The sequence below is a fragment of the Nonomuraea sp. NPDC050394 genome, from assembly GCF_044459065.1.
Lineage (GTDB): Bacteria > Actinomycetota > Actinomycetes > Streptosporangiales > Streptosporangiaceae > Nonomuraea.
The window spans coordinates 219,824-243,161 of sequence record NZ_JBITIO010000004.1; the positions used below are offsets into that span (position 1 = coordinate 219,824).

The 23,338-nt window shown below is 72.3% G+C and carries 21 protein-coding genes; 7 read left to right on the top strand and 14 right to left on the bottom strand.

All coding sequences use genetic code 11. The features are described 5' to 3' along the window. Positions 1 to 31: 31 nt before the first annotated feature. On the top strand, positions 32 to 586 hold the full coding sequence (locus ACIBKY_RS18585; RefSeq protein ID WP_397097884.1) for a dihydrofolate reductase family protein: 555 nt from the start codon (positions 32 to 34) through the stop codon (positions 584 to 586). A 62-nt stretch (positions 587 to 648) separates the two neighbouring features. Here the strand turns inward: ACIBKY_RS18585 and ACIBKY_RS18590 are convergent, their stop codons facing one another. Further along, complete coding sequence (locus ACIBKY_RS18590; RefSeq protein WP_397097885.1) at positions 649 to 1,512, bottom strand: NAD(P)-dependent oxidoreductase; 864 nt, start codon at positions 1,510 to 1,512, stop codon at positions 649 to 651. 97 nt (positions 1,513 to 1,609) lie between these two features. Here ACIBKY_RS18590 and ACIBKY_RS18595 point away from each other — a divergent pair, with 97 nt between their 5' ends. Beyond that, a complete protein-coding gene (locus ACIBKY_RS18595; RefSeq protein ID WP_397097886.1) occupies positions 1,610 to 2,164 on the top strand; it encodes a CGNR zinc finger domain-containing protein in 555 nt (184 codons plus the stop codon). Between the two features lie 180 nt (positions 2,165 to 2,344). On the opposite strand, the gene ACIBKY_RS18600 is transcribed toward ACIBKY_RS18595, so the two are convergent. The 7 genes from ACIBKY_RS18600 to ACIBKY_RS18630 all read right to left on the bottom strand — a co-directional run bounded on the left by ACIBKY_RS18600 (position 2,345) and on the right by ACIBKY_RS18630 (position 11,367). Further along, positions 2,345 to 3,568, bottom strand: a complete 1,224-nt coding sequence (locus tag ACIBKY_RS18600; RefSeq protein WP_397097887.1) for an FAD-dependent monooxygenase — start codon at positions 3,566 to 3,568, stop codon at positions 2,345 to 2,347. 551 nt (positions 3,569 to 4,119) lie between these two features. Then, a complete protein-coding gene (locus tag ACIBKY_RS18605; protein ID WP_184966503.1) occupies positions 4,120 to 4,494 on the bottom strand; it encodes a Fur family transcriptional regulator in 375 nt (124 codons plus the stop codon). Further along, complete coding sequence (locus ACIBKY_RS18610; RefSeq protein ID WP_397097888.1) at positions 4,491 to 5,324, bottom strand: metal ABC transporter permease; 834 nt, start codon at positions 5,322 to 5,324, stop codon at positions 4,491 to 4,493. Before ACIBKY_RS18610 ends, ACIBKY_RS18605 begins: the two co-directional genes overlap by 4 nt. 33 nt (positions 5,325 to 5,357) lie before the next feature. Next, entirely contained in the window at positions 5,358 to 6,113 is a 756-nt protein-coding gene (locus ACIBKY_RS18615) for a metal ABC transporter ATP-binding protein (RefSeq protein ID WP_397098410.1), read from the bottom strand. A gap of 14 nt (positions 6,114 to 6,127) precedes the next feature. After that, positions 6,128 to 7,051 (bottom strand): metal ABC transporter substrate-binding protein, encoded by a 924-nt coding sequence (locus ACIBKY_RS18620; RefSeq protein ID WP_397097889.1) that lies wholly within the window; start codon positions 7,049 to 7,051, stop codon positions 6,128 to 6,130. Between the two features lie 50 nt (positions 7,052 to 7,101). After that, a complete protein-coding gene (locus tag ACIBKY_RS18625; protein ID WP_397097890.1) occupies positions 7,102 to 10,755 on the bottom strand; it encodes a helix-turn-helix domain-containing protein in 3,654 nt (1,217 codons plus the stop codon). A 51-nt stretch (positions 10,756 to 10,806) separates the two neighbouring features. Continuing rightward, positions 10,807 to 11,367 carry a DinB family protein gene (locus ACIBKY_RS18630; RefSeq protein ID WP_397097891.1) on the bottom strand — a complete coding sequence of 187 codons (561 nt, stop codon included), beginning with the start codon at positions 11,365 to 11,367 and terminating at the stop codon, positions 10,807 to 10,809. A 48-nt stretch (positions 11,368 to 11,415) separates the two neighbouring features. On the opposite strand from ACIBKY_RS18630, the gene ACIBKY_RS18635 reads away from it, so the two are divergent. Then, positions 11,416 to 13,791, top strand: coding sequence for a GH1 family beta-glucosidase (locus ACIBKY_RS18635; RefSeq protein ID WP_397097892.1), 2,376 nt, complete (start codon positions 11,416 to 11,418; stop codon positions 13,789 to 13,791). Here ACIBKY_RS18635 and ACIBKY_RS18640 read toward each other — a convergent pair. Beyond that, positions 13,775 to 14,935: a hypothetical protein gene (locus ACIBKY_RS18640; RefSeq protein ID WP_397097893.1), complete on the bottom strand. Its 1,161-nt coding sequence runs from the start codon at positions 14,933 to 14,935 to the stop codon at positions 13,775 to 13,777. The genes ACIBKY_RS18635 and ACIBKY_RS18640 overlap by 17 nt on opposite strands. Positions 14,936 to 14,992: 57 nt before the next feature. Here ACIBKY_RS18640 and ACIBKY_RS18645 point away from each other — a divergent pair, with 57 nt between their 5' ends. Further along, positions 14,993 to 15,949 carry an isopenicillin N synthase family dioxygenase gene (locus ACIBKY_RS18645; protein WP_397097894.1) on the top strand — a complete coding sequence of 319 codons (957 nt, stop codon included), beginning with the start codon at positions 14,993 to 14,995 and terminating at the stop codon, positions 15,947 to 15,949. Here ACIBKY_RS18645 and ACIBKY_RS18650 read toward each other — a convergent pair. Beyond that, positions 15,946 to 16,650 carry a hypothetical protein gene (locus tag ACIBKY_RS18650; RefSeq protein WP_397097895.1) on the bottom strand — a complete coding sequence of 235 codons (705 nt, stop codon included), beginning with the start codon at positions 16,648 to 16,650 and terminating at the stop codon, positions 15,946 to 15,948. The genes ACIBKY_RS18645 and ACIBKY_RS18650 overlap by 4 nt on opposite strands. Beyond that, positions 16,647 to 17,426, bottom strand: a complete 780-nt coding sequence (locus tag ACIBKY_RS18655) for a hypothetical protein (RefSeq protein WP_397097896.1) — start codon at positions 17,424 to 17,426, stop codon at positions 16,647 to 16,649. Before ACIBKY_RS18655 ends, ACIBKY_RS18650 begins: the two co-directional genes overlap by 4 nt. A 183-nt stretch (positions 17,427 to 17,609) precedes the next feature. Between ACIBKY_RS18655 and ACIBKY_RS18660 the strand changes: the two genes are divergently transcribed. From ACIBKY_RS18660 to rocD, 3 genes are all read left to right on the top strand, one after another. Continuing rightward, positions 17,610 to 18,083, top strand: coding sequence for an Lrp/AsnC family transcriptional regulator (locus tag ACIBKY_RS18660; protein ID WP_184966517.1), 474 nt, complete (start codon positions 17,610 to 17,612; stop codon positions 18,081 to 18,083). A 138-nt stretch (positions 18,084 to 18,221) separates the two neighbouring features. Further along, complete coding sequence (gene ddaH, locus ACIBKY_RS18665) at positions 18,222 to 19,013, top strand: dimethylargininase (RefSeq protein WP_397097897.1); 792 nt, start codon at positions 18,222 to 18,224, stop codon at positions 19,011 to 19,013. Between the two features lie 38 nt (positions 19,014 to 19,051). Next, positions 19,052 to 20,263 (top strand): ornithine--oxo-acid transaminase, encoded by a 1,212-nt coding sequence (gene rocD, locus ACIBKY_RS18670; protein WP_397097898.1) that lies wholly within the window; start codon positions 19,052 to 19,054, stop codon positions 20,261 to 20,263. 244 nt (positions 20,264 to 20,507) lie between these two features. Here the strand turns inward: rocD and ACIBKY_RS18675 are convergent, their stop codons facing one another. The 3 genes from ACIBKY_RS18675 to ACIBKY_RS18685 form a co-directional block, all read right to left on the bottom strand. After that, entirely contained in the window at positions 20,508 to 21,608 is a 1,101-nt protein-coding gene (locus ACIBKY_RS18675) for a hypothetical protein (protein WP_397097899.1), read from the bottom strand. Further along, the gene (locus tag ACIBKY_RS18680) at positions 21,601 to 22,188 is read right to left on the bottom strand and encodes an RNA polymerase sigma factor (protein ID WP_397097900.1); all 588 of its coding nucleotides are present in this window, start codon (positions 22,186 to 22,188) and stop codon (positions 21,601 to 21,603) included. The genes ACIBKY_RS18675 and ACIBKY_RS18680 overlap by 8 nt, the downstream gene beginning before the upstream one ends. Positions 22,189 to 22,607: 419 nt before the next feature. Further along, positions 22,608 to 23,321 (bottom strand): class I SAM-dependent methyltransferase, encoded by a 714-nt coding sequence (locus ACIBKY_RS18685; RefSeq protein WP_397097901.1) that lies wholly within the window; start codon positions 23,319 to 23,321, stop codon positions 22,608 to 22,610. Positions 23,322 to 23,338 lie beyond the last annotated feature (17 nt).

The following is a 23,338-nucleotide window of genomic DNA, read 5'->3' on the forward strand; positions in this document are numbered from 1 at the left end:
TCACGGTGAGCCACAGAACGGAGAACGCACGATGGGACACCTGATCGTCCACAACTCCATCAGCGCCAACGGCGCCTTCGAGGCGCCCTCGCCCGAGGACTGGCTGGTGCTCGACGACGACAGCGCCAACGCCTCACTGGAGCAGTTGACGCTGGCCGACGCGATGATCCTCGGCCGCAAGACCTACGAAGGGCTGGCCGCCGCCTGGCCGCACCTGGCCGGCGATCCGGCGATGGGGCGCTTCGCCGGCCGTATCAACGCCATGCCGAAGTACGTCGCGTCGCGCACGCTGACCGGGCCGCTGGAGTGGAACGCCGTCCTGATCGAAGGCGAGCTCGGCCAGGCGGTGCCCGAGCTGAAGAAGGCGCACGGCGGCAACCTGATCGTCTCCGGGGCCGGCGAGTTCGCGCACGCCCTCACCCGGCAGGGACTGGTCGACGAGTTCTGGATCTGGATCCACCCGGCCCTGTGGGCGACGGGCCCGCGCTTCTTCGACGGCGTCGGCCCCGTCCGCCTGCAACTGGTGGCGGCCACGCCGTACCGGTCGGGCGTCGTGTGGCTGCGCTACCGGCCCGCGAGCGGCTGAACCCACGACCCGCCCGCCTTCGTGGCGATCCCGCTCACGTACGCGTCATGGGCCCACGGCGGTCACCGCGGCTGCCGTTCCGCGATGACCGCCCAGTCGTCGGCCCCGCGGCCGTCGGCGATGGCCTGATCGAAGACGGTCCGCAGGAGTTCACCGACCGGGAGCGGGATGTCGTGGTCGTGCGCCGCGTCGAGCGCGAGGTGGAGGTCCTTGCGGCCCAGCACGGTAGTGAATCCGGGCGGCTGGTAGCGCCGTTCGGCGATCATCGATCCGTAGCCGGTGTAGACGGCTCCCGGGAAGAGTGTTGAGGTCAGCAGCTCGACGAACCGCCGCGAGTCGATACCGGCGCCTTCCGCGAGGCTGACAGCCTCGCCCAGCGATTGGATCGCGCAGGCGATCAGGTAGTTCCCGAGGATCTTCACGATGTTGGCCTGCTCCGGACGATCGCCGAGTCGCCAGGTCCGCGAGCCGATCACGTCGAAGAGCGGCTGCACGCGGTCGATCAGCTCCTGCTCGCCCGCCGCGAGGATGTTGAGTGCTCCGGCTTCGGCGACCGGGACACGGCCGAAGACCGGCGCCGCGACGTACCCGACGCCATGCTCGGCGTGCGCCGCGGCGGCCCGGCGAGCCAGGCCGGCGCTCACCGTGGCGAGGTTGACGTGAACGATCCCGCCCGGGGCCTGAGCGAGAACACCGGAGTCGATGAACGTCTCGGCGACGGCCCGGTCATCGGCCAGGACCGAGAAGACCACCGGCGAGCGCATGGCCTCGGCGACCGAGGCGGCTCGCCGGGCACCCGCCGCGACAAGCTCGTCCGCGGGCCTGCCGGAGCGGTTCCACACCACGACGTCGTGGCCGGCGCTCAAGAGGTTGCGTGCGATGGGCCGTCCCATGGCTCCCAGACCGATGACCGCGATGTCGCTCATGTGGAGACCTCCTTCTATGGGCCGTCCAAGACATGTTAGCGTCTGGCGAACCGGCTAAGACGGTTCGCCAGGTGTGTCGCTCACCGCGGAGGTTGGAATGACCGAGGACGTACGTCGTGTGTTCCGCATGGACAACGAGGTCCTGGCGTTCCGCTTCACCGCCACCGTCAGCGATCGAGCCGGCATGGCGCCGCGCGAGCGGCTGACCGGCCCCGCACGACTGAGGATGTGGCTGCGGGCGGCAGGGCTTGACGCCACGGACGTGTCGCCGGCCGATCTGAAGGACGCCGTCGAGCTGCGGGAGGTGATCTACCGAATCGGGTCGGCGATCGCCGCGGGTGAACAGCCCGATGCGCAAGACGTCGGCACCCTCAACGCGGTCGCGGCCGCCGGGCACGCGAAGGCCGCGCTCGAAAACGATCTCGCGGGATGGCACCTGACCGAGACGACGCCTGTCGGTGACGCCCTCGGGGTCCTGGCCACAGACGCCATCCACGTCCTCGGGGGCCCCGTCCGCAGCCGCGTCAAGAACTGCGAAGGCCCCGGATGCGCGGGACTCTTCCTTGACACCAGCCGCGGAGCCAACCGCCGCTGGTGTTCCATGAACACGTGCGGTAACAAGGTCAAGAAGGCACGACTCGCCGAGAGCTGACCCGCGAGCGACCGAACAAGATGACCGGTTGCGCCTGCGCGCGCAGGCCGTACCGCGCCCGGACACGGAGCGCACCGGGCTGGGCCTGCAGGCCCATCCGACCGCCCGCCGGACCTGGCGTCAGCGTGCGAAAGCAGGCGGTGGATGTCGCGAAACCGGCGGACCCGTCCGGGCGGTGGCCTACGGCTTGGCCGACGAGGTCATCGACAGTCCGGCCGAAGCCCCGGAGTCCGGCACCCCTGCGTAGTCGGGCAGCTCCGCGCCGTTGATAGCACGCTCGACCAGTTCGGTGAACCATTCGCCGGCGAAGTCGGGGCTCGGCTCGGCGTCCGGCCCCGTGACCCCGAGGCTGTGCACGTGCAACCGGCCGATCTCCTGGTTGGCCTCCACGAACGAGCGCATCCGCGCCTCGTAGCCGGCGAACCCGGCCTCCGGATCCCACCCGGCGGCGGCCAGCTCTCCGGCCAGCAGGTACGCGCCGACCAGGGCCAGCCCGGTCCCCGCCCCGGACATCGGGGACGCGCTGAACGCGGCGTCCCCGAGCAGCCCCACCCGTCCACTCGACCAGCGGTCCATCACCACCTGAGCGACCTGGTCCAGATAGAAGTCCGGGGTGTCGTCCACGTGCGCGAGGATGCGCGGGGTCAACCAGCCGAAACCGTCCATCCGCTCGCGCAGCAGGCGCTTCTGCGCCGCGACGTCACGGTAGTCGACGTCGAAGTCGGCCGCGGGGAAGGAGAACATGGCCATCGCCCGGGTGGCGTCCGGGACGGGCCGCAGGCCGGCCGACCGCCCGGCCTCCTGATAGTCGATCATCCAGCGGTCCACTCCGAACTCGTTGGGCACGCCGTAGAAGGCCAGCACGAGCCCGAGATGGCGGATGAAGCGCTCATGCGGCCCGAAGACCGTCGCTCGCAACTGCGAGTGCAGCCCGTCGGCCCCGATCACCAGGTCGAAGCGCCGCCGGTCGCCGCCGGCGAAGACCACGTCGACCCCGTCCGCGTCCTGGCTGAGCTCGGCGATCCGGTCACCGAAGACGTACTCGACACCGTCGCGGGTGTCGTCGTAGAGCACTCGGGACAGGTCCCCGCGCAGGATCTCGATGTCCGCGATGAACCCGTCGCCGCCGTGGTCGTCCGCGTGGTGGGTCTCCAGCACGTTCCCGTCCGTGTCCACGATGTACGCGCCGGCGGTGTCGGTGCGGGCCGCGCGCACCGCCGCGTCCAGCCCCATCCGCCGGATGACCTCTTTGGCCACCCCGCGCGCGTCCACGGCCTGCCCACCGGGGCGCAGCTCGGGGGCGCGCTCCACCACGGTCACCTCGGCCCCCCGCCGGCGCAGCCAGTGGGCCAGCGCCGGCCCCGCGATGCTCGCCCCCGCCACCAACACCCTGATGCCGCCCATACCGCCTCCTGCTCGTCCGATTCATGTCGATGACGCGATTTGGCCCATCTCGATAATCAGACTCGGGCGCGGCCAGAAAATCATCGCCGCACGGTCATCGGATTCGGCACCGGCGGATCATCACGGCCCGCGGCAGGCGGTCGCCGCGGCCAAGGCCACGGCGGACCGGCTCGCCACCCGACGCCGGGCAGCGAAGCCGTCACCGCCGTACTGCCTTCCACCACGGGCCGGCCGCGCCGCGAAGGCAACACTCAGAGCTCGAACTCGTTCTTACCGACCCCATCCAGGAACGCCACGCACTCCCCGTCGGTGAAGGTCAGCGCGGGCCGTCAGGGATTCCGCCAGCCCGGCGAACCTGGGCGTCAGCCCCATGAGAAAGCGCGCGGAGCGGAGCGGAGCACCTTTGGCCAGGGTGGGATCCAACTGCTCAACCACTTGGCTGGGCAACGGGCGGGCCTCAAGAGGGCGGTCCGAGCGCAGCGAGGCCCTACAGGGGTCGGGGCCGGCCCCGACTGGAAGAACGCGCGGAGCGGAGCGGAGCACCTTGCCTTTCAGGCTGAGCACCCAGCGCAGGTCCCGAACACCTCGACGGTGTGGGTGATCTCCGTGAAGCCGTGTTCGCTGCCCACCGCCTCCGCCCACCGCTCCACCGCGGGCCCGGCCACTTCGACCGTCCGCCCGCATCGTCGGCACACCAGGTGGTGGTGATGGTCGTCGGTCGCGCAGGCGCGGTAGACGGACTCCCCGTCGTCCGTACGCAGCACGTCGACCTTGCCCCCGTCGGCCAAGGCCTGGAGCGCGCGGTAGACAGTGGTGAGGCCGATCTTGGCCCCGTCCTGCCGCATCTCGGCGTAGACGTCCTGCGCGCTGCGGAACCCCTCGCTGCGCCGCAGCGTGTCGTGGACGGCATCGCGTCTGGTCGTCATGTGATCTCCTGTGGTCGGCCTCGCCGTACGAACTTACCGACCCCGAGGGCCAGCACGAAGCCGGCGAGCGCGAGTAGGACGATCGAGGCTCCCGGCGGCACCTTCGGCGAGACGGTGGACACGAGCAGACCGCCGACCGCCGCCACCATCCCGAACACCGTCGCCAGTCCCATCGTCGCCTTGAATCCCCTGGTCAGCTGCTGGCTCGTGGCGACCGGGATCACCATGAGCGCGCTGACGAGCAGCAGCCCCACCACCCGCATGGCGATGACCACGGTCAGCGCCGCGGTCACGGCGATCAGCAGGCTGAGGAATCGCACCGGCAGCCCGCTCGCCTTCGCCACCTCCTCATCCTGGCAGAGCACGAACAACTCTCTCCCGAAGAACGCCACGACCGCCAGCACCGCGACCGCGAGCCCGCCGATGATCCAGATGTCCTGGCAGGTGACGCTGGCGATGGCGCCGAACAGGAAGGAGTTGAGTTTGGCGTTGCTGCCGCCGGGCGCGATGGCCATGAGCATGACGCCGCCGGCGATGCCGCCGTAGAACAGCAGGGCGAGGGCGACGTCGCCGCTGGTACGCCCGCGCGCCCGTACCAGCTCGATGGCGATGGCTCCGGCGACGGAGACGAGCACGGCGGTGAGCACCGGCGCCGTGTCGGTCAGGAATCCGAGGGCGACGCCGGTCAGCGCCACGTGGCCGATGCCGTCGCCGAGCAGGGCGAGGCGGCGCTGCACGATGAACGTGCCGACGGCGGGCGCGCACAGGCCCACCAGCAGGGCGGCGATGAGGGCGAGCTGGAAGAACTCCCTCTGCAGAAGGTCGCTCACGGGTGCACTTGCCAATCGGTCGGGGGTGGGCGGCTACGGCTTGACGCGGAGGTCGGTCAGCGGGCCGGTGACGGCTTCCTCGGCGTGCGGGTGGACGTGCTCGTGTCCGGGTTTGGCGCATTCTCCTTCCGGCTGCGGCGGCCGGCCGTCGTGCTCGATGAGCCCGGCGCGGACCACGACGCCGCGTGAGATGACGGGTTCGAGCGGGCCGAGCTCGTGGGCGACGAGCACGACGGTGCGTCCTTCGCGGACGAGCGTGGCGAGCGTCCCGGCCAGCAGTCGCTGGCTGTCGGCGTCGACGCCGGCGGTGGGCTCGTCCATGACGAACGTGTCCGGCTCGCCGGCCAGCGCCCGCGCGATGAGCACCCGCTGCTGCTGCCCGCCGGACAACGACTGCACGGGGTCGCCGGCCCGCTCGGACAGGTCGACCGCCGCGAGCGCGCGCGCCACCGCCGCGTGGTCTTCCTTGCTGGTACGGCGGAGCCTGCTCTGCCGGGCGATGCGCCCGGAGGCGACGATCTCCCTGACGGTCGCGGGTACACCGCCGCCGACGGCCAGGCGCTGGGGCACGTAGCCGATGCGCCGCCAGTCGCGGAATCTGCCGGGTGGCACGCCGTACAGGAGAGTCTGCCCGCCCGACAGCGGCGTGAGGCCGAGCAGGGCGCGCACCAGCGTGGACTTGCCGGAGCCGTTGGCGCCCATGATGGCGACGACCTCGCCGGGGCGGACGGTGAGGTCGACTCCGCGCAGGATGGGGCGGCGGTCGAGGGTGACCTGGCCGCCGGTCATCTGGAAGACGGTGTTCACGCGCAGCCCAGGGCGGTCTGGAGTGTCTTGAGGTTCTGCCGCATCTGGGAAAGGTAGTCGCCGTTGCCCGGCTTGCCCTCCAGCGGGTCGAGTACCGCGGTCTTGGCGTGAACCTCCTGGGCCAGCACCTCGGCGACCTTCGGGCTGACCAGGGCCTCGGTGAAGATGGTGGTCACCTTCTCGGCGTTGGCGAGCTTGGCGACCTCGGCGATGCGGGCGGGCGACGGCTCGCTCTCGGGGTCGAGGGTGATGCCGACCTGCTTGAGCTTGTAGCGGTCGGCGAGGTAGCCGAACGCCTCGTGGCTGGTCACCATGGTCTTGCTGGTGCAGTTGGTCAGGCCCTTGGCCATCTCCTGGTCGAGCGCGGTGAGGTCGGCGGCCGTCTTGGCGGCGCGGTCCTTGTACGCCTGGGCGTGCGCCGGATCGGCCTGGGCCATGCGCTCGCCCAGTTTCCCCGCGACGGTGGCGAGCCTGAACGGGTCCAGCCACAGGTGCGGGTCGTAGGAGACCTCGTGCTCGTGCGCCTCTTCTTCCCCGGCGTGTTCGGGGGCGGGCAGCGTCTTCACGGCGGTGGCCGCGTCGAAGGCCCGGTCGCCCTGCTGCCCGAGCGCGTCGTCCACGGCCGGCTGGATGCCCTTGATGTAGACGGACAGGGTGGCGTCCTCCAGGTCGGCGATCTGCTGGGCGCCCAGCTCGAGGTCGTGCGGCTCGACGCCGGGGGCGGTGAGCACGGACACGTCGATGTCAGCACCGCCGACGCGCTCGGCCAGCCACTGCAGGGGATAGAAGGCCGCGACCACGCGGGGCTTGTCACCGGCGGAGGCGGTCTCGGCGGTGCCCGAACCGCAGGCGGCGGTGGCGAGGAGTCCGGCACCCGCGAGCAAACCCACAGCGCGCACCCGGAAATGTCCTGACATCATGGGAGTCATTATGCGGCAAAATGAAAATGGTTGTCAAAATCAGGTGTGATCTAGGACATCGGACGGCAGGGTGGTTCGAAGGCCAGGCCGGGGAAGTGGCGCTGCCACTCGGCGGCGGTGATCCGCGGCGTCGCCAGCGCGCAGAGCCGCCGCGCGACCCGTTCCGGGTCCATGTCCCACAACCTGGCCGTGCTGTCGCTGCTGCCGGTGACCAGGGTCGCGCCGCCAGGTCCGAAGGCGACGGAGTTCACCCGGTCGGTGTGGCCCACCAGCGGCACGGGCGGGCCGGGGCTGCGGGGGCGCGTGATGTCCCAGACGCGGGCCGTACCGTCGAAGCCCGCCGTCACGAGCGTGCGGCCGTCAGGGCTGAAGGCCAGCCCGTTGACGCTGTTGCTGTGTCCCGCCAGGACCGACAGCGCCCGCGGGCCGCGCGGGTCGGACAGGTCCCAGAGGCGGGCGGTGTGGTCGTAGCCCGCGCTGGCCAGCACGTCACCGGAGGGGGCGAACGCGACGGCGGCCACGCTGTTGGCGTGCGCGCTGATCGTCGACAGCGCGACCGGGCGGCGCGGATCGGACAGCTCCCACAGCCGCACCGTGCGGTCGGCGCCCGCGCTGGCCAGCACCCGCCCGTCGGACCTGAAGGCCAGGCCCAGCACCCGATCGGTGTGCGCGCGCAGGACGCGGGTCTCGACCGGCCTGCGCGGGTCGGACAGGTCCCACACGCGCACGACGCCGCCGTCCTCGCCCACCGCCAGAACCCGGGCGTCGGGGCGCAGCGCCAGCGTGAACGTGTTGGCCGGCGCGCTCACCATGCCCAGCCGCACCGGGCGGAGAGGGTCGCGCACGTCCCACAGGCGGGCGGTGCGGTCGAGGGAGACGGTGACCAGCCGTCCGCCATCGGGGGTGAAGGCGGCGGTGAGGACGTTGTCGGTGTGCTCCTTCAGCGTCGCCAGCGCCGCCGGCCGGCCGGGGTCGGACAGGTCCCACAGGTGCGCGCGGCGGTAGCTGTTGGCCACGAGCAGCCGCCCGCCCGCGCCGGGCACCGCTGAGTGGATCGGGCCGCTGTGGCCGTACAGGACCGGGCCCTTGACCTCCCACAGCCGGGCGGTGGTGTCGCGGCCGCCGCTGGCCAGCGTGCGGCCGTCGGGGCTGAAGGCGACCGCGTAGACGGTGTCGGTGTGCCCGGTCAGCGTGAGGGGGACGGCGGCGAAGCGGGGCTCGGCGATGTCCCACAGGCGCACGGTGAGGTCGTAGCTGCCCGTCGCGACGGTACGGCCGTCGGGGCTGAAGGCCACCGCGACGATGCCGTTGACGTGCCCGGAGAGGGCCGCGAGCGCGACCGGCCGCGCGGGGTCGCGCACGTCCCACAGCCGCAGCGTGTTGTCGAAGCCGCCGGTCGCCAGCGTGCGGCCGTCCGGGCTGTAGGCGGCGGCCAGCACCCGGTCGGTGTGCCGGACCTCGGCCACCTGCCGGGGCTCGCGCGGGTCGGCGACGTCCCACAGGCGCACGGTCGAGTCCCCGCTGGTGGTGGCGAGGGTACGCCCGCCGGGGGCGAACACCGCCGCCGAGACGCCGTCGGCGTGCCCGCCCAGCACCGACAGCCGCTTGGCCCGGTCCGGCGTCGTGACGTCCCAGAGCCGGACGGTGCGGTCGGCGCCGGCCGAGGCCAGCGTGCGGCCATCGGGGCTGAACGCCACCCGCCGGATCTCGCCTTCGTGCCCCCTGAGCGTGGCCTGGGCGGCCGGGTGGGCGGGGTCGGTGAGATCCCACAGCCGCGCGGTGCCGTCCTGCCCCGCGGTGGCCAGCAGCCGCCCGTCGCCGCGGATCGCCGCCCCGAGCAGGCCCCCCGAGCCCGGCAGCACGGCCAGCGGCCGTGGCGCGTGCCGCGCGCCGACGTCCCACAACCGGACCGTGCCGTCCGTGCCGGTGGTGGCGAGCAGCCGCCCGTCAGGGGTGAACTCGGCCGCGTAGACCGCGCCGGTGTGCCCGGTGATCCGCGTCGAGTACGGCGTCGCGAACGTGCTGAGCAACGCCCCCCGGGCCTCCGCCGTGGGCGCCAGCCGGTAGGCGGCCAGGCCGATCTGCGCGGCCAGCGCGGGGTTGGTGCCGCGCAGCGCGACCGCCTCGTTGGCGGCCTTGCCGGACAACGCCTGGTTGCGCTGGTCGCTGACGGTCTCCAGGCTGCGTACGCTGACCACGGTCGCCACCACGGTGAGCAGCAGCATCGCCGCCAGCCCCGCGACCAGCCGGTGGAGCCGCCGGGTCCGGCGGCGGGCGGCGGCCAGCTCACCGGCCTCGCGGGCGACCGAGGCGTCCAGGAACGCGCGGTCCGCCGGCTGGGTCGTGGCCAGCTCGCGGGCGGCGGCCAGCCGGGCGCCCCGGTAGAGCAGCGCGGGGTCGCGGTGCTCGCGTTCCCAGGCGGCGGCCGCGTCGGCGAGCTGACGGCGGATCACCAGCCCGGCCCGGTCCTCCTCCAGCCACTGCCGCAGCAGCGGCCAGGCCGTCAGCAGCGCCTCGTGGCTGATCTCCACCGAGTCGGTGTCGGCGGTGATCAGCCGTTGCGCCACGAACCGGTCGAGCACCTCCTCGGGTAACCGCTCCGTCGCGACCCGCCGCCGGGTGTCGGCGGTGTCGGCGGCCACGTGCACCAGATCGACGAACAGCCGCCTGGCCAGCTCCCGCTGCGGCCCGCTGAGCGAGGTGTAGACCTGGGTGGCGCTGGCCGCGACCGCGCCGTCGATCCCGCCCACCGCCCGGTAGTCGGCGATGGTCAGGCGGCGTCCGCCGCCCTGCCGCCAGGTGGCGTACAGGGCGTGCGACAGCAGCGGCAGCACCCCCGCCTCGTGGGCGCCGGCGCGCGGGGCGACCTCGCGCAGCAGGAGGTCGACCAGCCCCTCCCCCAGCTCCACGCGGGCCTTGCGCGCCGGTTCGACAATGGCCTCGCGCAGCTCTGACTCGCTCATCGGGCCCACCGCGAACTGGCCGTCCCTGGCCGCGGCCAGCAGCGGCGGGTGGCGCAGGGCGTGGGCGTAGAAGTCGGCGCGCAGGCCCAGGACGACCGTCGCGCCGTCGCTCGCCGCCTCGGCCAGTTCCGCGATGAGCGCCTCGCCGGGTGAGCTCGTGGTGAAGACCTCCTCGAACTGGTCCACGACCACGAACCCGGACAGCTCGCCGGGCGGGCGCGTGCTGGGCGTGAACAGCAGCGCGGGCCGCTCGCCCAGCGCGGGGATGAGCCCGGCGCGCAGCAGCGAGGACTTGCCCGAGCCCGACGCCCCGACCACCAGGTGCGGGCCGTGGCCGCGGGTCACGCGCTCCACCAGCTCCTCGGTCAGCGCCCGGCGGCCGAAGAACCATTCGGCGTCCTCGACCTGGAATCCGGCCAGTCCGCGGTACGGTTCCGGTCCGGCCGGTCTGGGGCCGGGGGCGCGGCGTACCCTCCGCCAGGCTTCCACCCACCGCTCCAGCTCGGCGGGGTCGTCGACCCCGCACGCCCGCAGGACGCGGTCGAGCAGGTCGCGCGAGCCCGTCGCGGGCAGCCCGCGGCCGGCGAACCAGTCGCCGACCGTGCTGTGCGCGCCGCGCACCCCCGTCGCCGCGGCGACCTGGCGGACGGTGAGGCCGGCGCGCTCGCGCAACGCGGTCAGCTCGCGGGCGAAGTCCTGGCGGGTGTGGATCAGGTCGATCGCGTGCGAGCTGCCGGACATTCGAGTCTCGATTCGACACGTGGCGACGGCGGGTCACCGCGATGGTACGTGTCAGCCCGGCTTCGGCCGCCAGCCGGGCGGGGGATCCTCGCCGACCCGCCCGTCGATGGACTCACGCAGCAGGTCGGCGTGCCCGGTGTGCCTGCCGTACTCCTCGATGAGGTCGCAGACCAGCCTGCGCAGGCTGGCGTGGTTGCCGTCGGCGTCGCTGACGTGCGCGAGCTGGTCGAGGCCGCCGTCGGCCAGGGCCGCCCCGAGCCGCGCTCGGGAACGTTCCACCGCGCCGTCCCACAGGGCGTAGAGCTGCCCTGGGGTGTGACCGGTAGTGGCGAACTGCCATTCGCCGCCGCTCCGGTCGATGGTGTCCCACGGCGGGCCGACGGGCTCGCCCCTCATCTTGGCCGTGAACATGTGGTCCTCCACGAGGGCCAGGTGCTTGAGCAGACCGCCGATGGTCAGGTCGGAGGCGCCGATCCGGGTCCGCAACTGGTCCGCGTCGAGGTCGTCGGCCTTCCACCGGAACGTCGCGCGCAGCCGGTCGAGCGCGCCGATCAGGTGCTCGGTCTCGGTGCCGGCGAGGGGTGGCTCCCAAGGGGTGTCGCTGTCGCTCATGGCCGACACCGTAGCCGCCGCCTCCGACAGTCTCGGCACAATGAGGGCATGCGATTTCCCGATGGCTTCGTGTGGGGCGTCTCCTCGTCGGCCTATCAGATCGAGGGCGCGGCGGCCGAGGACGGCAGGGGGCCGTCGATCTGGGACACCTTCTCCCACGCTCCCGGCCGGATCGCCGACGGGAGCACCGGCGACGAGGCGTGCGACCACTACCACCGCCACTCCGAGGACGTCGGGCTGATGAAGGGGCTCGGGGTGCGGGCCTACCGGTTCTCGGTGAGCTGGTCCAGGGTGCTGCCGGACGGGGCGGGAAAGGTCAACGCCGCCGGGCTCGACTTCTACGAACGGCTGACCGACGAGCTGCTCGGCCAGGGAATCGCCCCGTACGCCACCCTCTACCACTGGGACCTGCCCCAGGCGCTGGAGGACCGGGGCGGCTGGCCGAATCGCGACACCGCCGAGCGGTTCGCCGGCTACGCGGCGGCCGTACACGAGAGGCTGGGTGACCGGATCGACACCTGGTTCACGATCAACGAGCCGTGGGTGGCGTCCTTCCTCGGCTACGCGGCCGGCACACACGCGCCGGGGCGGCGCTCGGCGGCCGAGGCGTTCAGGAGCGCGCACCACATGCTGCTGGCCCACGGGCTGGGCGCGGGGGCGCTGCGGGAGGCGGGCGCGCGGCGGATCGGCGTGGCGCTCAACCTGTCGCCCGTGCTCACGCCGGGCCAGCTCGGCGACCAGGACCAGGAGCTGACGCCCGAGGACGCCGAGGCGGTGTCCAGGATCGACGCGCTGCTCAACCGCCAGTTCCTGGACCCGATGCTGCGCGGCTCCTACCCGCCGGAGCTGCTGGAGGTGGTGGAACGGCATGCCGGGCTCGATCACGTGCGCGACGGCGACCTCGATCTCGTCGCGCGGCCGATCGACGTGCTCGGCGTCAACTACTACGCGCCGCACGTCGTCCAGGCGCAGCCCAGCCAGCCGGGCGAGCCCGCCTTCCCCGGCAGCGAGGGCGTGCTGTTCGCCGCCACGCCCGGCCCGGCCACGGCGATGGGCTGGCCGATCGTGCCGAGCGGGCTGACCGTCCTGCTGCGCAGGCTCGCCGCCGACCATCCCGGGCTCGACCTCATGGTCACCGAGAACGGCGCGGACTTCGGCGACGGCGAGCGCGACGCCGAGCGGGTCGCGTTCATCGAGGCGCACGTGCGCGCCGCCCACGCCGCGATCTCCGACGGGGTACGGCTGCGCGGCTTCCTCGCCTGGACGCTGCTGGACAACTTCGAGTGGGCCGACGGCTACCGGCGCAAGTTCGGCCTGGTCCACGTCGACTTCGCCACCCAGCGGCGCGCCGAGAGGGACAGCGCGCGCTGGTTCCGGGACGTGATCGCCCGCAACGGCCTGCCCGCCGCGCCCCGGCCGACGCTGGAGACCGTGGCGGCGCGCGCCGGGGTCTCCAGGGCGACGGTCTCGCGCGTGGTGAACGGCGAGGCGTCCGTCCGGCCGGAGGTCAGGGCCAGGGTCCGGGCGGCGGTCGAGGAGCTCGGCTACGTGCCGAACCAGGCGGCCCGCAGCCTGGTCACGCGGCGCACCGGCACGGTGGCGCTGGTGCTGTCCGGGCCGCGCCACGACAACGCCGCCCTGGTCTCCGCGGTCGTCCAGTACGTGACCAGCGTCCTGGAGGCGAGCGGCCGCCAGGTGCGGCTCATGCTGGCCGACTCCGAGCAGAGCCACCGCCGTGTCCTGGCGCAGGCGGAGGGACGGCACGTGGACGGCGTGATCCTGCTGCCGCCCGACCGTCAGGACCCGCTGGCGGAGCGGCTGGCCGGGACGGAGGTACCGCTGGTGCTGCTCGGCGGCCCCGTCGTGGCCGCCGACGACGCGGGCGGCGGCGCGGCGGTGGCCCGCCATCTGCGCGAGCTCGGCCGCGTCCGCCCCGCCGTGCTGACCGGTCCGGGCGCGGCGGCCGGGGAGCGGGTGCGCGGCTTCCTGGAGGTGTTCCCGCGGGCCGAGATCTCCGACGACGCCGGACGGCTGCTCACCGGACGCCCCGAAGCGCCGCGCCCCGACATGGCGCGCCCCGACATGGCGCGATCCGACACAGCGCGATCCGGCGCGGTGCGCCCCGGCACGGTGCGCCCCGACGCGGTCTTCGCCGTGACCGACGCTTTGGCGCTGGAGGTGCTCGGGGCGGCGCGGGAGGCGGGCCTGCGGGTTCCCGAGGACCTCGCGGTGGCCGGGTTCGGGGACGGTGAGGCCGGGCGGCACACAATGCCCGCGCTCACGACGGTCGCCGTCCCGGTGACCGAGCTGGCGCTGGCCCTCGCCAGGTCGCTGCTGTCCGCGCTGGACGGGCAGCCCGTCGCGCCGAGCGTCCTGCCCGTCCACCTGGAGGTCAGGGGGAGCACGGTCAGCGGCGGGCGATGATGCGCTCGGCCCAGCTGGCCGCCTCCGGGTCCTTCAGCCCCTCCACCACGCCGCCCAGGTAGGCCGTGGCCAGGCTGTGGAAGCCGTTGTCGAGCTGGCGGACGCGTCCGGCCCGCCGCCGGTCGGCGCCCTGGAGGTGCTGGCCGATGCTCTCCGCGTACCCGGCGTCGTGCTGGTAGGCGGCCTGGGCCCGCGCGCAGGCCGCGGCGTCGTGGTCGCGCTTGGCGCGCAGTTCGCGCAGCCGCCGGTCGTTCGGGTTGTGCATGCGGCGGCCGAGGTCGGCGGCGATGAGCGCGGTGGCGATCAGCAGCGCGAGCAGCAGCACCATCGTGGGCAGTTCGCCGACGCCCTGGGAGGTGGGGCCGATCTCCTGGCCGTCCACGACCAGCGGCTTGACCAGGGCGTCGCGGCGCAGGACGGCCACGGCGACGATCAGGCCGAGCCACACCAGCGCCACGGCGGCCAGCAGCCAGCGGCCGCGGGCCGGGCTGCCGTTCTCCTGCCAGGCGCGGAACGCCCTGCCGTACATGTGCGGCGCGACCAGCATGATCAAGGCGGCGCCGGTGGCGAGCAGGGCGGTCATGGCGACGCTGTCACCCCAGTTCAGGATGACCTGGTAGAGGATGGGCACCTCGACGATCAGCAGGAGCAGCAGCAGGAGCGCGCCGGGCAGCCAGCGCCGGATCGCCGGCCAGCGGTTGCCGGACACCGCGATCGAGCTGGGCCGCCCGTCGCCGGGGCGCCTGCTGGGCTGCTCCAGCTCGGCGACGTGGCGCTGGGATTCGTCGAGTGCCTTGCGCAGGTCGGAGAAGGTGCGCTGCGACTCGGCCAGCCTGATCTTCTGCGCCTCGAACTCGGCCCTGGCCTGCTGCGTCTCGCGCTCGGCGCACTCCTCGACGCGGGCCAGCTCGGCCAGCCGTTCGTCCTCCAGTTCGTGGAAGCGCGGGACGCTGCCGGTCTCCAGCGTGAGCGTGTCGATCTGCCCTTCGGCGGCGTGGCCGCGGCCCAGCTCGCGTTCCTCGGCGCGGCGGTGCCGCCAGTCGGGCAGGTGGTACAGGTCCCCGTCATAGGCGATCGCGGGAGTGATCCGTGCGACCTGCGCGGGCTCGTCGGGAAGGTCCTTGTGCCGTTTGCGTAAACGCATCGCCCCTCCAGCTTCTGCTTCGATGCTAATCGCCGAAATTCACGGAGAATGGCTGGCGTGAGCGAATTGCCGGTTATCGATATCGAGCCCCTCCTCTCCGGTACGGCCGGCCGCGTTCCCGGCCAGATCGGGGCGGCCTGCCGTACCAGCGGCTTCTTCTACGTCACGGGGCACGGCGTGCCGCCCGCGCTGATCGAGCGGCTGGACGCGGCGGCGCGCGCGTTCTTCGAGCTGCCGGCCGAGGTCAAGAACGAGATCTCCATGGAACGCGGCGGGCGGGCCTGGCGCGGCTTCTTCCCGGTCGGCGGCGAGCTCACCTCGGGCCGCCCCGACCTCAAGGAGGGCATCTACTTCGGCGCCGAGCGGCCGCCCGGCGGCACGCCCCTGCACGGGCCGAACCTGTTCCCCGCCCAGGTCCCGGACCTGCGTGCGGCGGTGCTCGCCTACATCGAGGCGATGACCGGGCTCGGCCAGGCCGTCATGCGCGGCATCGCGCTCAGCCTGGGCCTGCCCGGCGACTACTTCAGCGCCGGGTACACCGCCGATCCGACCGTCCTGTTCCGGATCTTCCACTATCCGCCGTCGAAGCCGGACGCGGACGGATGGGGCGTCGGCGAGCACACCGACTACGGGCTGCTCACGCTGCTGCTCCAGGACGCCAACGGCGGGCTCCAGGTCCACACGCCGGGCGGCTGGATCTCCGCGCCGCCGGTCCCGGGCACGTTCGTGTGCAACATCGGGGACATGCTCGACAAGCTCACCGGCGGCCTGTACCGCTCGACGCCGCACCGGGTGCGCAACCTGAGCGGGAACGAGCGGCTCAGCTTCCCCTTCTTCTTCGATCCCGGGTGGGACAGCGAGGTGCCGCCGCTGCCGTACACCGAGGGCGGGCGGGCCCGGTGGGACGGGCAGGATCTGCGTGCCTTCACCGGGACCTACGGCGAGTACCTGCTCGGCAAGGTCTCCAAGGTCTTCCCCCAGTTGCGCGCGGACGTCCTGGACCAGAACGACTAGAGCAGGTCGGAGGAGACGGCGCCGGAGGCCTCGAACGCCTCCCGCCAGAAGGTCTCCAGCAGCGGGAAGCGGTCCGGGTTCGAGGTCTTGGCGCGCAGGAAGCCGTGCACCACCACCTCGTACCCGGTCAGGTCCGGCAGCAGGCGGGCTTGGCGCAGCTCCTCGATCTTGCGTTTCCTGCCGGCGTCGGTCAGGTCGAGCTTGTTGACGTCGAGGTCGCCGCGGTTGTTGATCAGGTCGCTGAAGACGGCGATCCGGTGCGCGCTGTCCGGCCGGCGCTGGGCGTTCATCTGCTTGACCAGGTAGCGCAGCGCGCCGATCACGTCCGAGCCCTTGCCCTCCTCCGGGCAGTCGAACAGTTTGAGCGCCTTCGGCAGGATCTGGCCCAGGCGGTGCTTCCTGATGCGCTCGTCGACCACCGGGTTGTCGTTCGGGTTCTCCTGCGGCGACGCGGCGATCTTGACGGGGGTCTCGCGGCACGTGCTGCTCTCCGAGGCGCCGGTCACGGCGGCGAAACCCATCCAGTCGCAGCCGCCGGTGAACTCCGGCAGCTTGGCCGACACATCGCTCCTGGACGTGGCCGGCTCGGCGTACGAGGTGGAGTCCACGACCGTCCCGCACAGGGCGCGCGTGTCCGCCGCGCATCCGCTCACACCCGCGCCGACCAGCACGACGACCATGACCCCCGCCAGCCGCCTCACGCGTCCCCCTTCTCGTCGGGTGAAGCCTCTTCGTCCGGCGCGCTGAGTTCTGGGGTCTGGGCGGTGGTCAGCTCGCGCCGCCCGTTCACCTCGGCCTGCCAGAGCTCGACCCGCCGCTCCACCTCCTCCAGCAGCCCGCCCATCTCCTCGCTCCCGGCGGGCGGGGCGGCGGTGTCCATGGCGATCACCTCGCCCTTCCACAGCGGCGGGATCTCCTCGCGCCGCGGATGCGCCCGCATCACGCCGCTCCGGTAGGCCGCGATCATCCGCTGGGCCCACGCGTGCACCTGCTCCACGTCGTGGTTGCGCCGCAGCACCGCGCCGTCCCACTCGCGCGCCAGGCGTTCCACCTGGGCCCGTGCCCCGAACACGCGCTCGGCGGAGTCCCTGGCCTCGGCCGCCCGCCGCCGTTCCTCCCGCCGCCGCCTGGCCTCGGCGATGGAGATGAACTCGTCGTCCCCCCGGCCGTTGGCGGCGTGCGTCCCGTTGGGCGGGGCGGGCCGGGCGAAGTCCACGGTCATCCGCAGTACGGCCTGCCGCGCCTCGCCCGCCTCCCGTAACAGGGCGGTCCGTACCTCGGCCAGTTCGCGGTCCAGCCGGGCGATCCGCTCGCGTGCCATGGCCCGTATCTCGCCCAGGTAGGCGGGCCGGCAGTCGGGGTCGACGAACTCGTGCAGCGCGTGCTGACGGGCGTCGCGTACACCCTGCTGGTGAGCGTCCTCCCGCTCCTGGTCCAGCCCCGTGCTCCGCTTGAACAGCCGCGCCAAGAACGCCATCCGCGTCTCCCGAGTGCCCCTGGAATCTCCACACTAATCGCCCAACCCATCCCGAAAGCGGCTTCTACCCTGAAAGCCGTGACACGCCGGGGATCGTGGCCGCGGTCTCAACCCTGATGAGCGTTCCCGCGACGCGGGGGTGCGGGCGGGTCCGGGCGGGTGGCGAGGCTGTATACAGGTCGCGTGGAACTGGATCGGCTGGACCGCGACATCATCGGGGCGCTCATGGAGGACGCTCGGGCGACATACGCGGAAATAGGCCAGCAAGTGGGTCTGTCGGCGTCGGCGGTGAAGCGGCGCGTGGATCGGTTGCGTGAGGCGGGGACGATCACGGGTTTCAGCGCCGTGGTGGCCCCGCAGGCCCTGGGGTGGACGACCGAGGCGTACGTGGAGCTCTTCTGCCAGGGCAAGACGAAACCCTCCGACATCGCGCTGGCGGTGGCGCGGTTTCCCGAGGTGGTGGCGGCGGCGACGATCACCGGCGAGGCCGACGCCCTTCTGCATATCCGTGCGACCGACGTGGGCCATGTGGAGCGGGTTATCGAGCGCATCGCGGCCATGCCGTTCGTGGTGCGGACGAAGAGTTCGATCGTGCTGTCGAGGCTGGTGGACACCGCCGTACCGACCGCACGCAACGGATCGCCCATCACCGGGTAAGACTCGCAACAGACCCGCGCCAACGCGCAATATCAGCTGCTTGGCCTGCATAATCATGCATTCTTAGGCTGTCTCCGTCCCCCGAGATACCCCTGGTGGCCCGGAGGGGATCCCCCGACGAAGATGACGGAGACCCGCATGCCCAAGCACTTCCTGATGTGCCGCCCCGAGCACTTCACGGTGGAGTACGCGATCAACCCCTGGATGGACCCCGAGGCGGGCGCCGATCGCGAAGTCGCCGTGCGGCAATGGGAAGGGTTGAAGGCCGCCTATGAGAGCCTCGGCCACCAGGTCAGCCTGATCGACCCGGTCGAGGGCCTGCCGGACATGGTGTTCGCCGCCAACGGCGCCACGGTGGTCGGCGGCCGCGTGTACGGCGCGCGGTTCGCCTTCCCCCAGCGCGGCCCCGAGGGCCCGGCCTACCTGCGCTGGTTCGAGGAGCGCGGCTACCAGGTGAAGAACCCCGAGCACGTGAACGAGGGCGAGGGTGATTTCCTGACGCTCGACGAGTTCGTCCTCGCGGGCACGGGCTTTCGCACCGACGTACGGGCGCATCAGGAGGCCCAGGAGTTCCTCGGCCGCCCGGTGATCTCGTTGTCGCTGGTCGACCCGCGTTTCTACCACCTCGACACGGCGCTATTCTCACTCGACGGACGCAATGTCGCCTACTACCCCGGCGCCTTCTCCGAGGGCAGCCAGGAGGTGCTGAAGCGGCTGTTTCCCGAAGCGGTCCTGGCCACGGCGGCCGATGCCGAGGTTCTCGGCCTCAACGCGGTCAGCGACGGCGAGCACATCGTCATCAACTCCGAGGCGGGCGAGCTCCAGCTGGAGCTCAAGCGGCGCGGTTACGAAGTGATCCCCGTCGAGCTGGCCGAGCTGCGTAAGGCCGGTGGCGGGCCGAAGTGCTGCACGCTCGAAATCCGGGCATAACAGAAAATCCCGGACATAACATGTAATAGGGGGAGATAATGACCAGCACCACACAAGAGCTGATTGAGATCAGCGAGCGGCGCAGCGCGCACAACTACCACCCGCTTCCCATCGTGATCCACGAGGCGCACGGCGCCTGGGTGACCGACGTCGAGGGCAAGCGCTACCTGGACTTCCTGGCCGGCTACTCCAGCCTGAACTTCGGCCACGGCAACCCGAAGATCATCGAGGCGGCCCAGGCCCAGCTGCAGAACCTCACGCTCACCAGCCGCGCCTTCTACCACGACCAGTTCGCCGCGTTCTGCACCGGCCTGGGCGACCTGACCGGCAAGGACATGATCCTGCCGATGAACACCGGCGCCGAGGCGGTCGAGACCGCGATCAAGGTCTCCCGCAAGTGGGGCTACGAGGTCAAGGGCGTCGCACCGGAGCAGGCCAACATCATCGTGATGGAGGACAACTTCCACGGGCGTACCACCACGATCATCAGCTTCTCCACCGACCCCGACGCCCGCGAGAACTTCGGCCCGTACACCCCCGGCTTCAAGATCGTGAAGTACGGCTCCGCCGAGGCCGTCCGCGAGGCCATCGACGCCAACACCGTCGCGGTGCTCGTCGAGCCCATCCAGGGCGAGGCCGGAGTCCTGGTGCCGCCGGACGGCTACCTCACCCAGCTGCGCGAGATCTGCACCGAGAACAACGTTCTCATGATCGCCGACGAGATCCAGTCCGGCCTCGGCCGTACCGGCAAGACGTTCGCCTGCGACCACGAAGGCGTCGTGCCCGACATCTACATCATGGGCAAGGCCCTCGGCGGCGGCGTCGTCCCGGTCAGCGCCATCGCGGCCGACGAGGACGTGCTCGGCGTCATCAAGCCGGGCCAGCACGGCTCCACGTTCGGCGGCAACCCGCTGGCCTGCGCCGTCGGCAACGCCGTCATCGAGATCCTCAACACCGGCGAGTACCAGGCCAGGGCCACCCAGCTCGGCGAGGTCCTCCACGCCCGCCTGAACGAACTGATCGGCAAGGGCGTCGTCACGGTACGCGGACGCGGGTTGTGGGCAGGCGTGGACATCGACCCGTCGCTGGCCACGGGCCGCGAGGTCTCCAAGGCCCTGATGGCCCGCGGCGTCCTGGCCAAGGACACGCACGGGTCGACGATCCGCCTGGCTCCGCCGATCGTCATCTCCGAGGAGGACCTCCTCTGGGCCGTCGACCAGCTCGCCGACGCCATCGCCTCCTTCCAGTAACCCCCGATACGGGCCTCCCGGACGACCACGTCTCTCCGGGAGATCGGCCCTGCCTCCAGGCGGCGCTCACCAGAGGGGGTGCGCTCGCCGAGGGCGGCCGGGGAGGTCGGACCTGCCCGGACGGCCCTGTGGGTCGCCCCTCACCAGAGGCGCCCCGGTTTCGGGAGGCGGCTCGCCAGGAGTGATCCTCCGGGTGAGCCGCCTTCTGCGCGTCCGGGCGCGGATCGCCTGAAAGCGGCGGCGATCAGCTTCCCGGCGGGATCGGCGTCGGCTCCCGGCTCGCCTCAAGGTCCGGTGCGGCGGGCGTGGGAGTGCGCACCTCGTTCTCGGGCGGGAGCGTGGGGTTCGCCGAGTTCGCGGGGGTGGCCTCACCCGGCGGCGGCGGAGTGGGCATGCCCGTGGCCTTGTTCTCCGGGCACGGGGTGATCACCCGGCCGTCCACCTCGGGCAACGAGTCGACCACCCGCATCCCGAGCTGAGCCGTCAGCCCGACCACGCTGCCCTCGGGCGCCCGCGCCTCCTTCGCGTCCACGACCGTGTTGCGCAGGCCCATGTACTGGCTGGTCACGGGGTCGAAGATGAGCTGCCGCAGGGCCCCGCCGTACACGAGCCCGATCCCGATCCCCGTGCGGCCGGCCCCGTCCGCGACGCCGTCGGCCACGCGCACGCCGGGGATCGCCTTGAGCTCCGCGATCAGCGTGTCCAGTTGCTCCTTGGTCAGGTACCGCTCGACGATCATCACCCGCGCCCGGTCGAAGGCGGCGGCGGCCGGGTCCCCGTTCGAGGCGCCGTCCGGCTTGGCGAGCTGCGCCCGCACCGCCGCCGGGTCGGGGGCCACGATGGGCAGCCACTCGGGGCACTCGGCCAGCCGCAGCCACGTGGTGCGCGGCTGCTCGGGCGGGGGCGTCGCCTGCCCAGGCGATGACGGGGACGGCAGCCTCTCGGTGCGGACGTACACCGCCTCGGTCCCCGACGCCGTCAGCCACACCTGCCGTTTGACCTGCTTCATCACGCGTCCCTCCGCGCCGAACCAGGCCTGGACCACGCCTTCCTCGGTCCCCTGCGTCTCGACCACGATGTACTGGCCTGGCCGAGCGTCGAGCCCGCCCGGCGAGGCCACCATTCCCGGCTCCCCGCGGGCGAGCGCCCCCGCCACTCCCCCGACCAGCAGCACGGTCACCCCGAACGCCGCCACCGACTGCCAGCCCAGCCGCGGGAGCCTGAACCCGCCCCGCCCCCCGCGCGCCGCACGTACCAGCTCCTCCCGCGCCCGCGACCGAGCCTCTTCCGGGTACGGCGGAGCCGCCGGCCGCCCTTCTGCGAAGATCCTGATCTCGTCATCCACGGTGGGCCTCCTCGGCAGCGAACGGATCGGCACCGCCGAGAGCCCTGCGCACCTTCACCCGCAGCCGATGCAGCCGCGAGCGCACGGTGCCGACCGGGACACCCAGTGCCAGGGCCGCGTCCTCGTAGGTGAGGTCGGCCCAGGCGACCAGGAGCAGCAGGTCGCGTTCCGCCGCGGTCAGCTTGGTGAGCGCCCTCGCCAGCCTGGGCTGGAGCAGTTCGGCGCTGACCCGGTCGGCGCTGCGCTCGTCGAAGCCGTCCGGGCGGTCGGCACTCACCTTGGCCATCGCCTGGTTGCGGCGGCGTTCCGCCCTGCGGTGCTGGGCCACGACGTTGGTGGCGATGCCGTACAGCCAGGGTCTGGCGTCGGGGCGGGCCAGGTCGTAACGGGCGCGGGCACGGAAGGCGACGAGGAACACCTCGCCGGTCACGTCCTCGGCGAGCTCGGCGCCCAGTCTGCGGGCGGCGTAGCGGTGGATCTCCTCGGCGTGCCGGTCGAACAGCGCGGCGAAGCTCTCGGGGTCACCCAGTGAACGCCCGATCAGCGCCGCGTCGTCCAGCCGTTCTTGAACACCCACCACGTTCCGGTCCTCTCGTGTGCGGTCACCCTGTTGTTGACCGCACCCGGAGCCCCGGTTCCACCTTTCTTCCCCCACCCTCGTGGGGACCGGACGGAAACACCAGAAACTGCCCCGAACGCCCTACGGGGACACAGGCAACCCCGGCCGGTGGGCACCCCCCGGCACGGCAACCCGAAGGCGGGCCGTCAAAGCGCGGACAGCCGGGAAGCCGAGGGACCAGGGAACCGGGGAGCCAGGCAGGGCGAGCCTGGAGAGCCTCGGGAGCCCGAGCCCCGGGGTGCCGAGCGAGCGCGAGCGCGGAAGCCGCTGAGGGCGGGAAGCCTGGGGAAACGGGGATCCGCGATGCGGGGGTGCGGGCGTCGCGGGGACACGGGCACCCCGGGATCCGGGCTCCCCGGACTTGGGGAGCCCGGGGAGGGTTAGGAGTGGTGCCAGGTGAGGAGGCCGTCGGGGGCGGTGCCGCGGGTGAAGCCGGCCGCCGTGAGCTCGGCGGTCAGTTCCTCCAGGGAGGGCCGGTAGCCGTCGCTCTCCACGACGTCCTCGCTGATGACGACCCCCCGCTGCAGCACCCGGTAGGAGAAGCGCGAGGTGGCCATCTCGGGCGTGGCCGACACGACCTGCCCGATGATCTCGTAGGTGTGCCGCCCCACCCGGTACGACCCCATGACCTCCGGCGGACCGGGCACACCCACGGGCCGCTGCCGCCAGTTGAAGATCAGGCGACCTCCGGAGCGGAGCTGCCTGGCCAGCGTCTCCCACAGCTTCGGGCGCTCCGTGGGCGCGAAGCCGTACAGGACGGAGATCATTACGGCGGCCTCGACGGGCTCGTCGAGGTCGGCGTCGAGCGCTCCGCAGGGCAGGACGGTGACCCGCGCACGCAGGGAGGGCCGGTCGGACAGGCGGGAGAGCAGGATGGCGCGCATGCCGAGCGACGGCTCGACCGCGAAGATCTCGCCGGGCACGGTGTCGCCGATGACCTGGGTGATGAGGCCGGTTCCGGCGCCGATCTCCAGGACGCCGCCGGTGACGCCGTCGAGGAGGGGCGGCAGGAGCTTCCTGATCTCGGGGACGTGGCCGTCCTCGTGCCACAGGTCGTAGAAGGGTGCGGTGCGGGTGTAGGCGTCCAGAGTCACAAGCCCTGAACGGTAAT

Coding starts and splice junctions, on each gene's coding strand:
- ACIBKY_RS18585 (WP_397097884.1), top strand. CDS start 32: ATGGGACACCTGATCGTCCACAACTCCATCAGCGCCAACGGCGCCTTC.
- ACIBKY_RS18590 (WP_397097885.1), bottom strand. CDS start 1,512: ATGAGCGACATCGCGGTCATCGGTCTGGGAGCCATGGGACGGCCCATC.
- ACIBKY_RS18595 (WP_397097886.1), top strand. CDS start 1,610: ATGACCGAGGACGTACGTCGTGTGTTCCGCATGGACAACGAGGTCCTG.
- ACIBKY_RS18600 (WP_397097887.1), bottom strand. CDS start 3,568: ATGGGCGGCATCAGGGTGTTGGTGGCGGGGGCGAGCATCGCGGGGCCG.
- ACIBKY_RS18605 (WP_184966503.1), bottom strand. CDS start 4,494: ATGACGACCAGACGCGATGCCGTCCACGACACGCTGCGGCGCAGCGAG.
- ACIBKY_RS18615 (WP_397098410.1), bottom strand. CDS start 6,113: ATGACCGGCGGCCAGGTCACCCTCGACCGCCGCCCCATCCTGCGCGGA.
- ACIBKY_RS18620 (WP_397097889.1), bottom strand. CDS start 7,051: ATGATGTCAGGACATTTCCGGGTGCGCGCTGTGGGTTTGCTCGCGGGT.
- ACIBKY_RS18625 (WP_397097890.1), bottom strand. CDS start 10,755: ATGTCCGGCAGCTCGCACGCGATCGACCTGATCCACACCCGCCAGGAC.
- ACIBKY_RS18630 (WP_397097891.1), bottom strand. CDS start 11,367: ATGAGCGACAGCGACACCCCTTGGGAGCCACCCCTCGCCGGCACCGAG.
- ACIBKY_RS18635 (WP_397097892.1), top strand. CDS start 11,416: ATGCGATTTCCCGATGGCTTCGTGTGGGGCGTCTCCTCGTCGGCCTAT.
- ACIBKY_RS18640 (WP_397097893.1), bottom strand. CDS start 14,935: ATGCGTTTACGCAAACGGCACAAGGACCTTCCCGACGAGCCCGCGCAG.
- ACIBKY_RS18655 (WP_397097896.1), bottom strand. CDS start 17,426: ATGGCGTTCTTGGCGCGGCTGTTCAAGCGGAGCACGGGGCTGGACCAG.
- ddaH (WP_397097897.1), top strand. CDS start 18,222: ATGCCCAAGCACTTCCTGATGTGCCGCCCCGAGCACTTCACGGTGGAG.
- rocD (WP_397097898.1), top strand. CDS start 19,052: ATGACCAGCACCACACAAGAGCTGATTGAGATCAGCGAGCGGCGCAGC.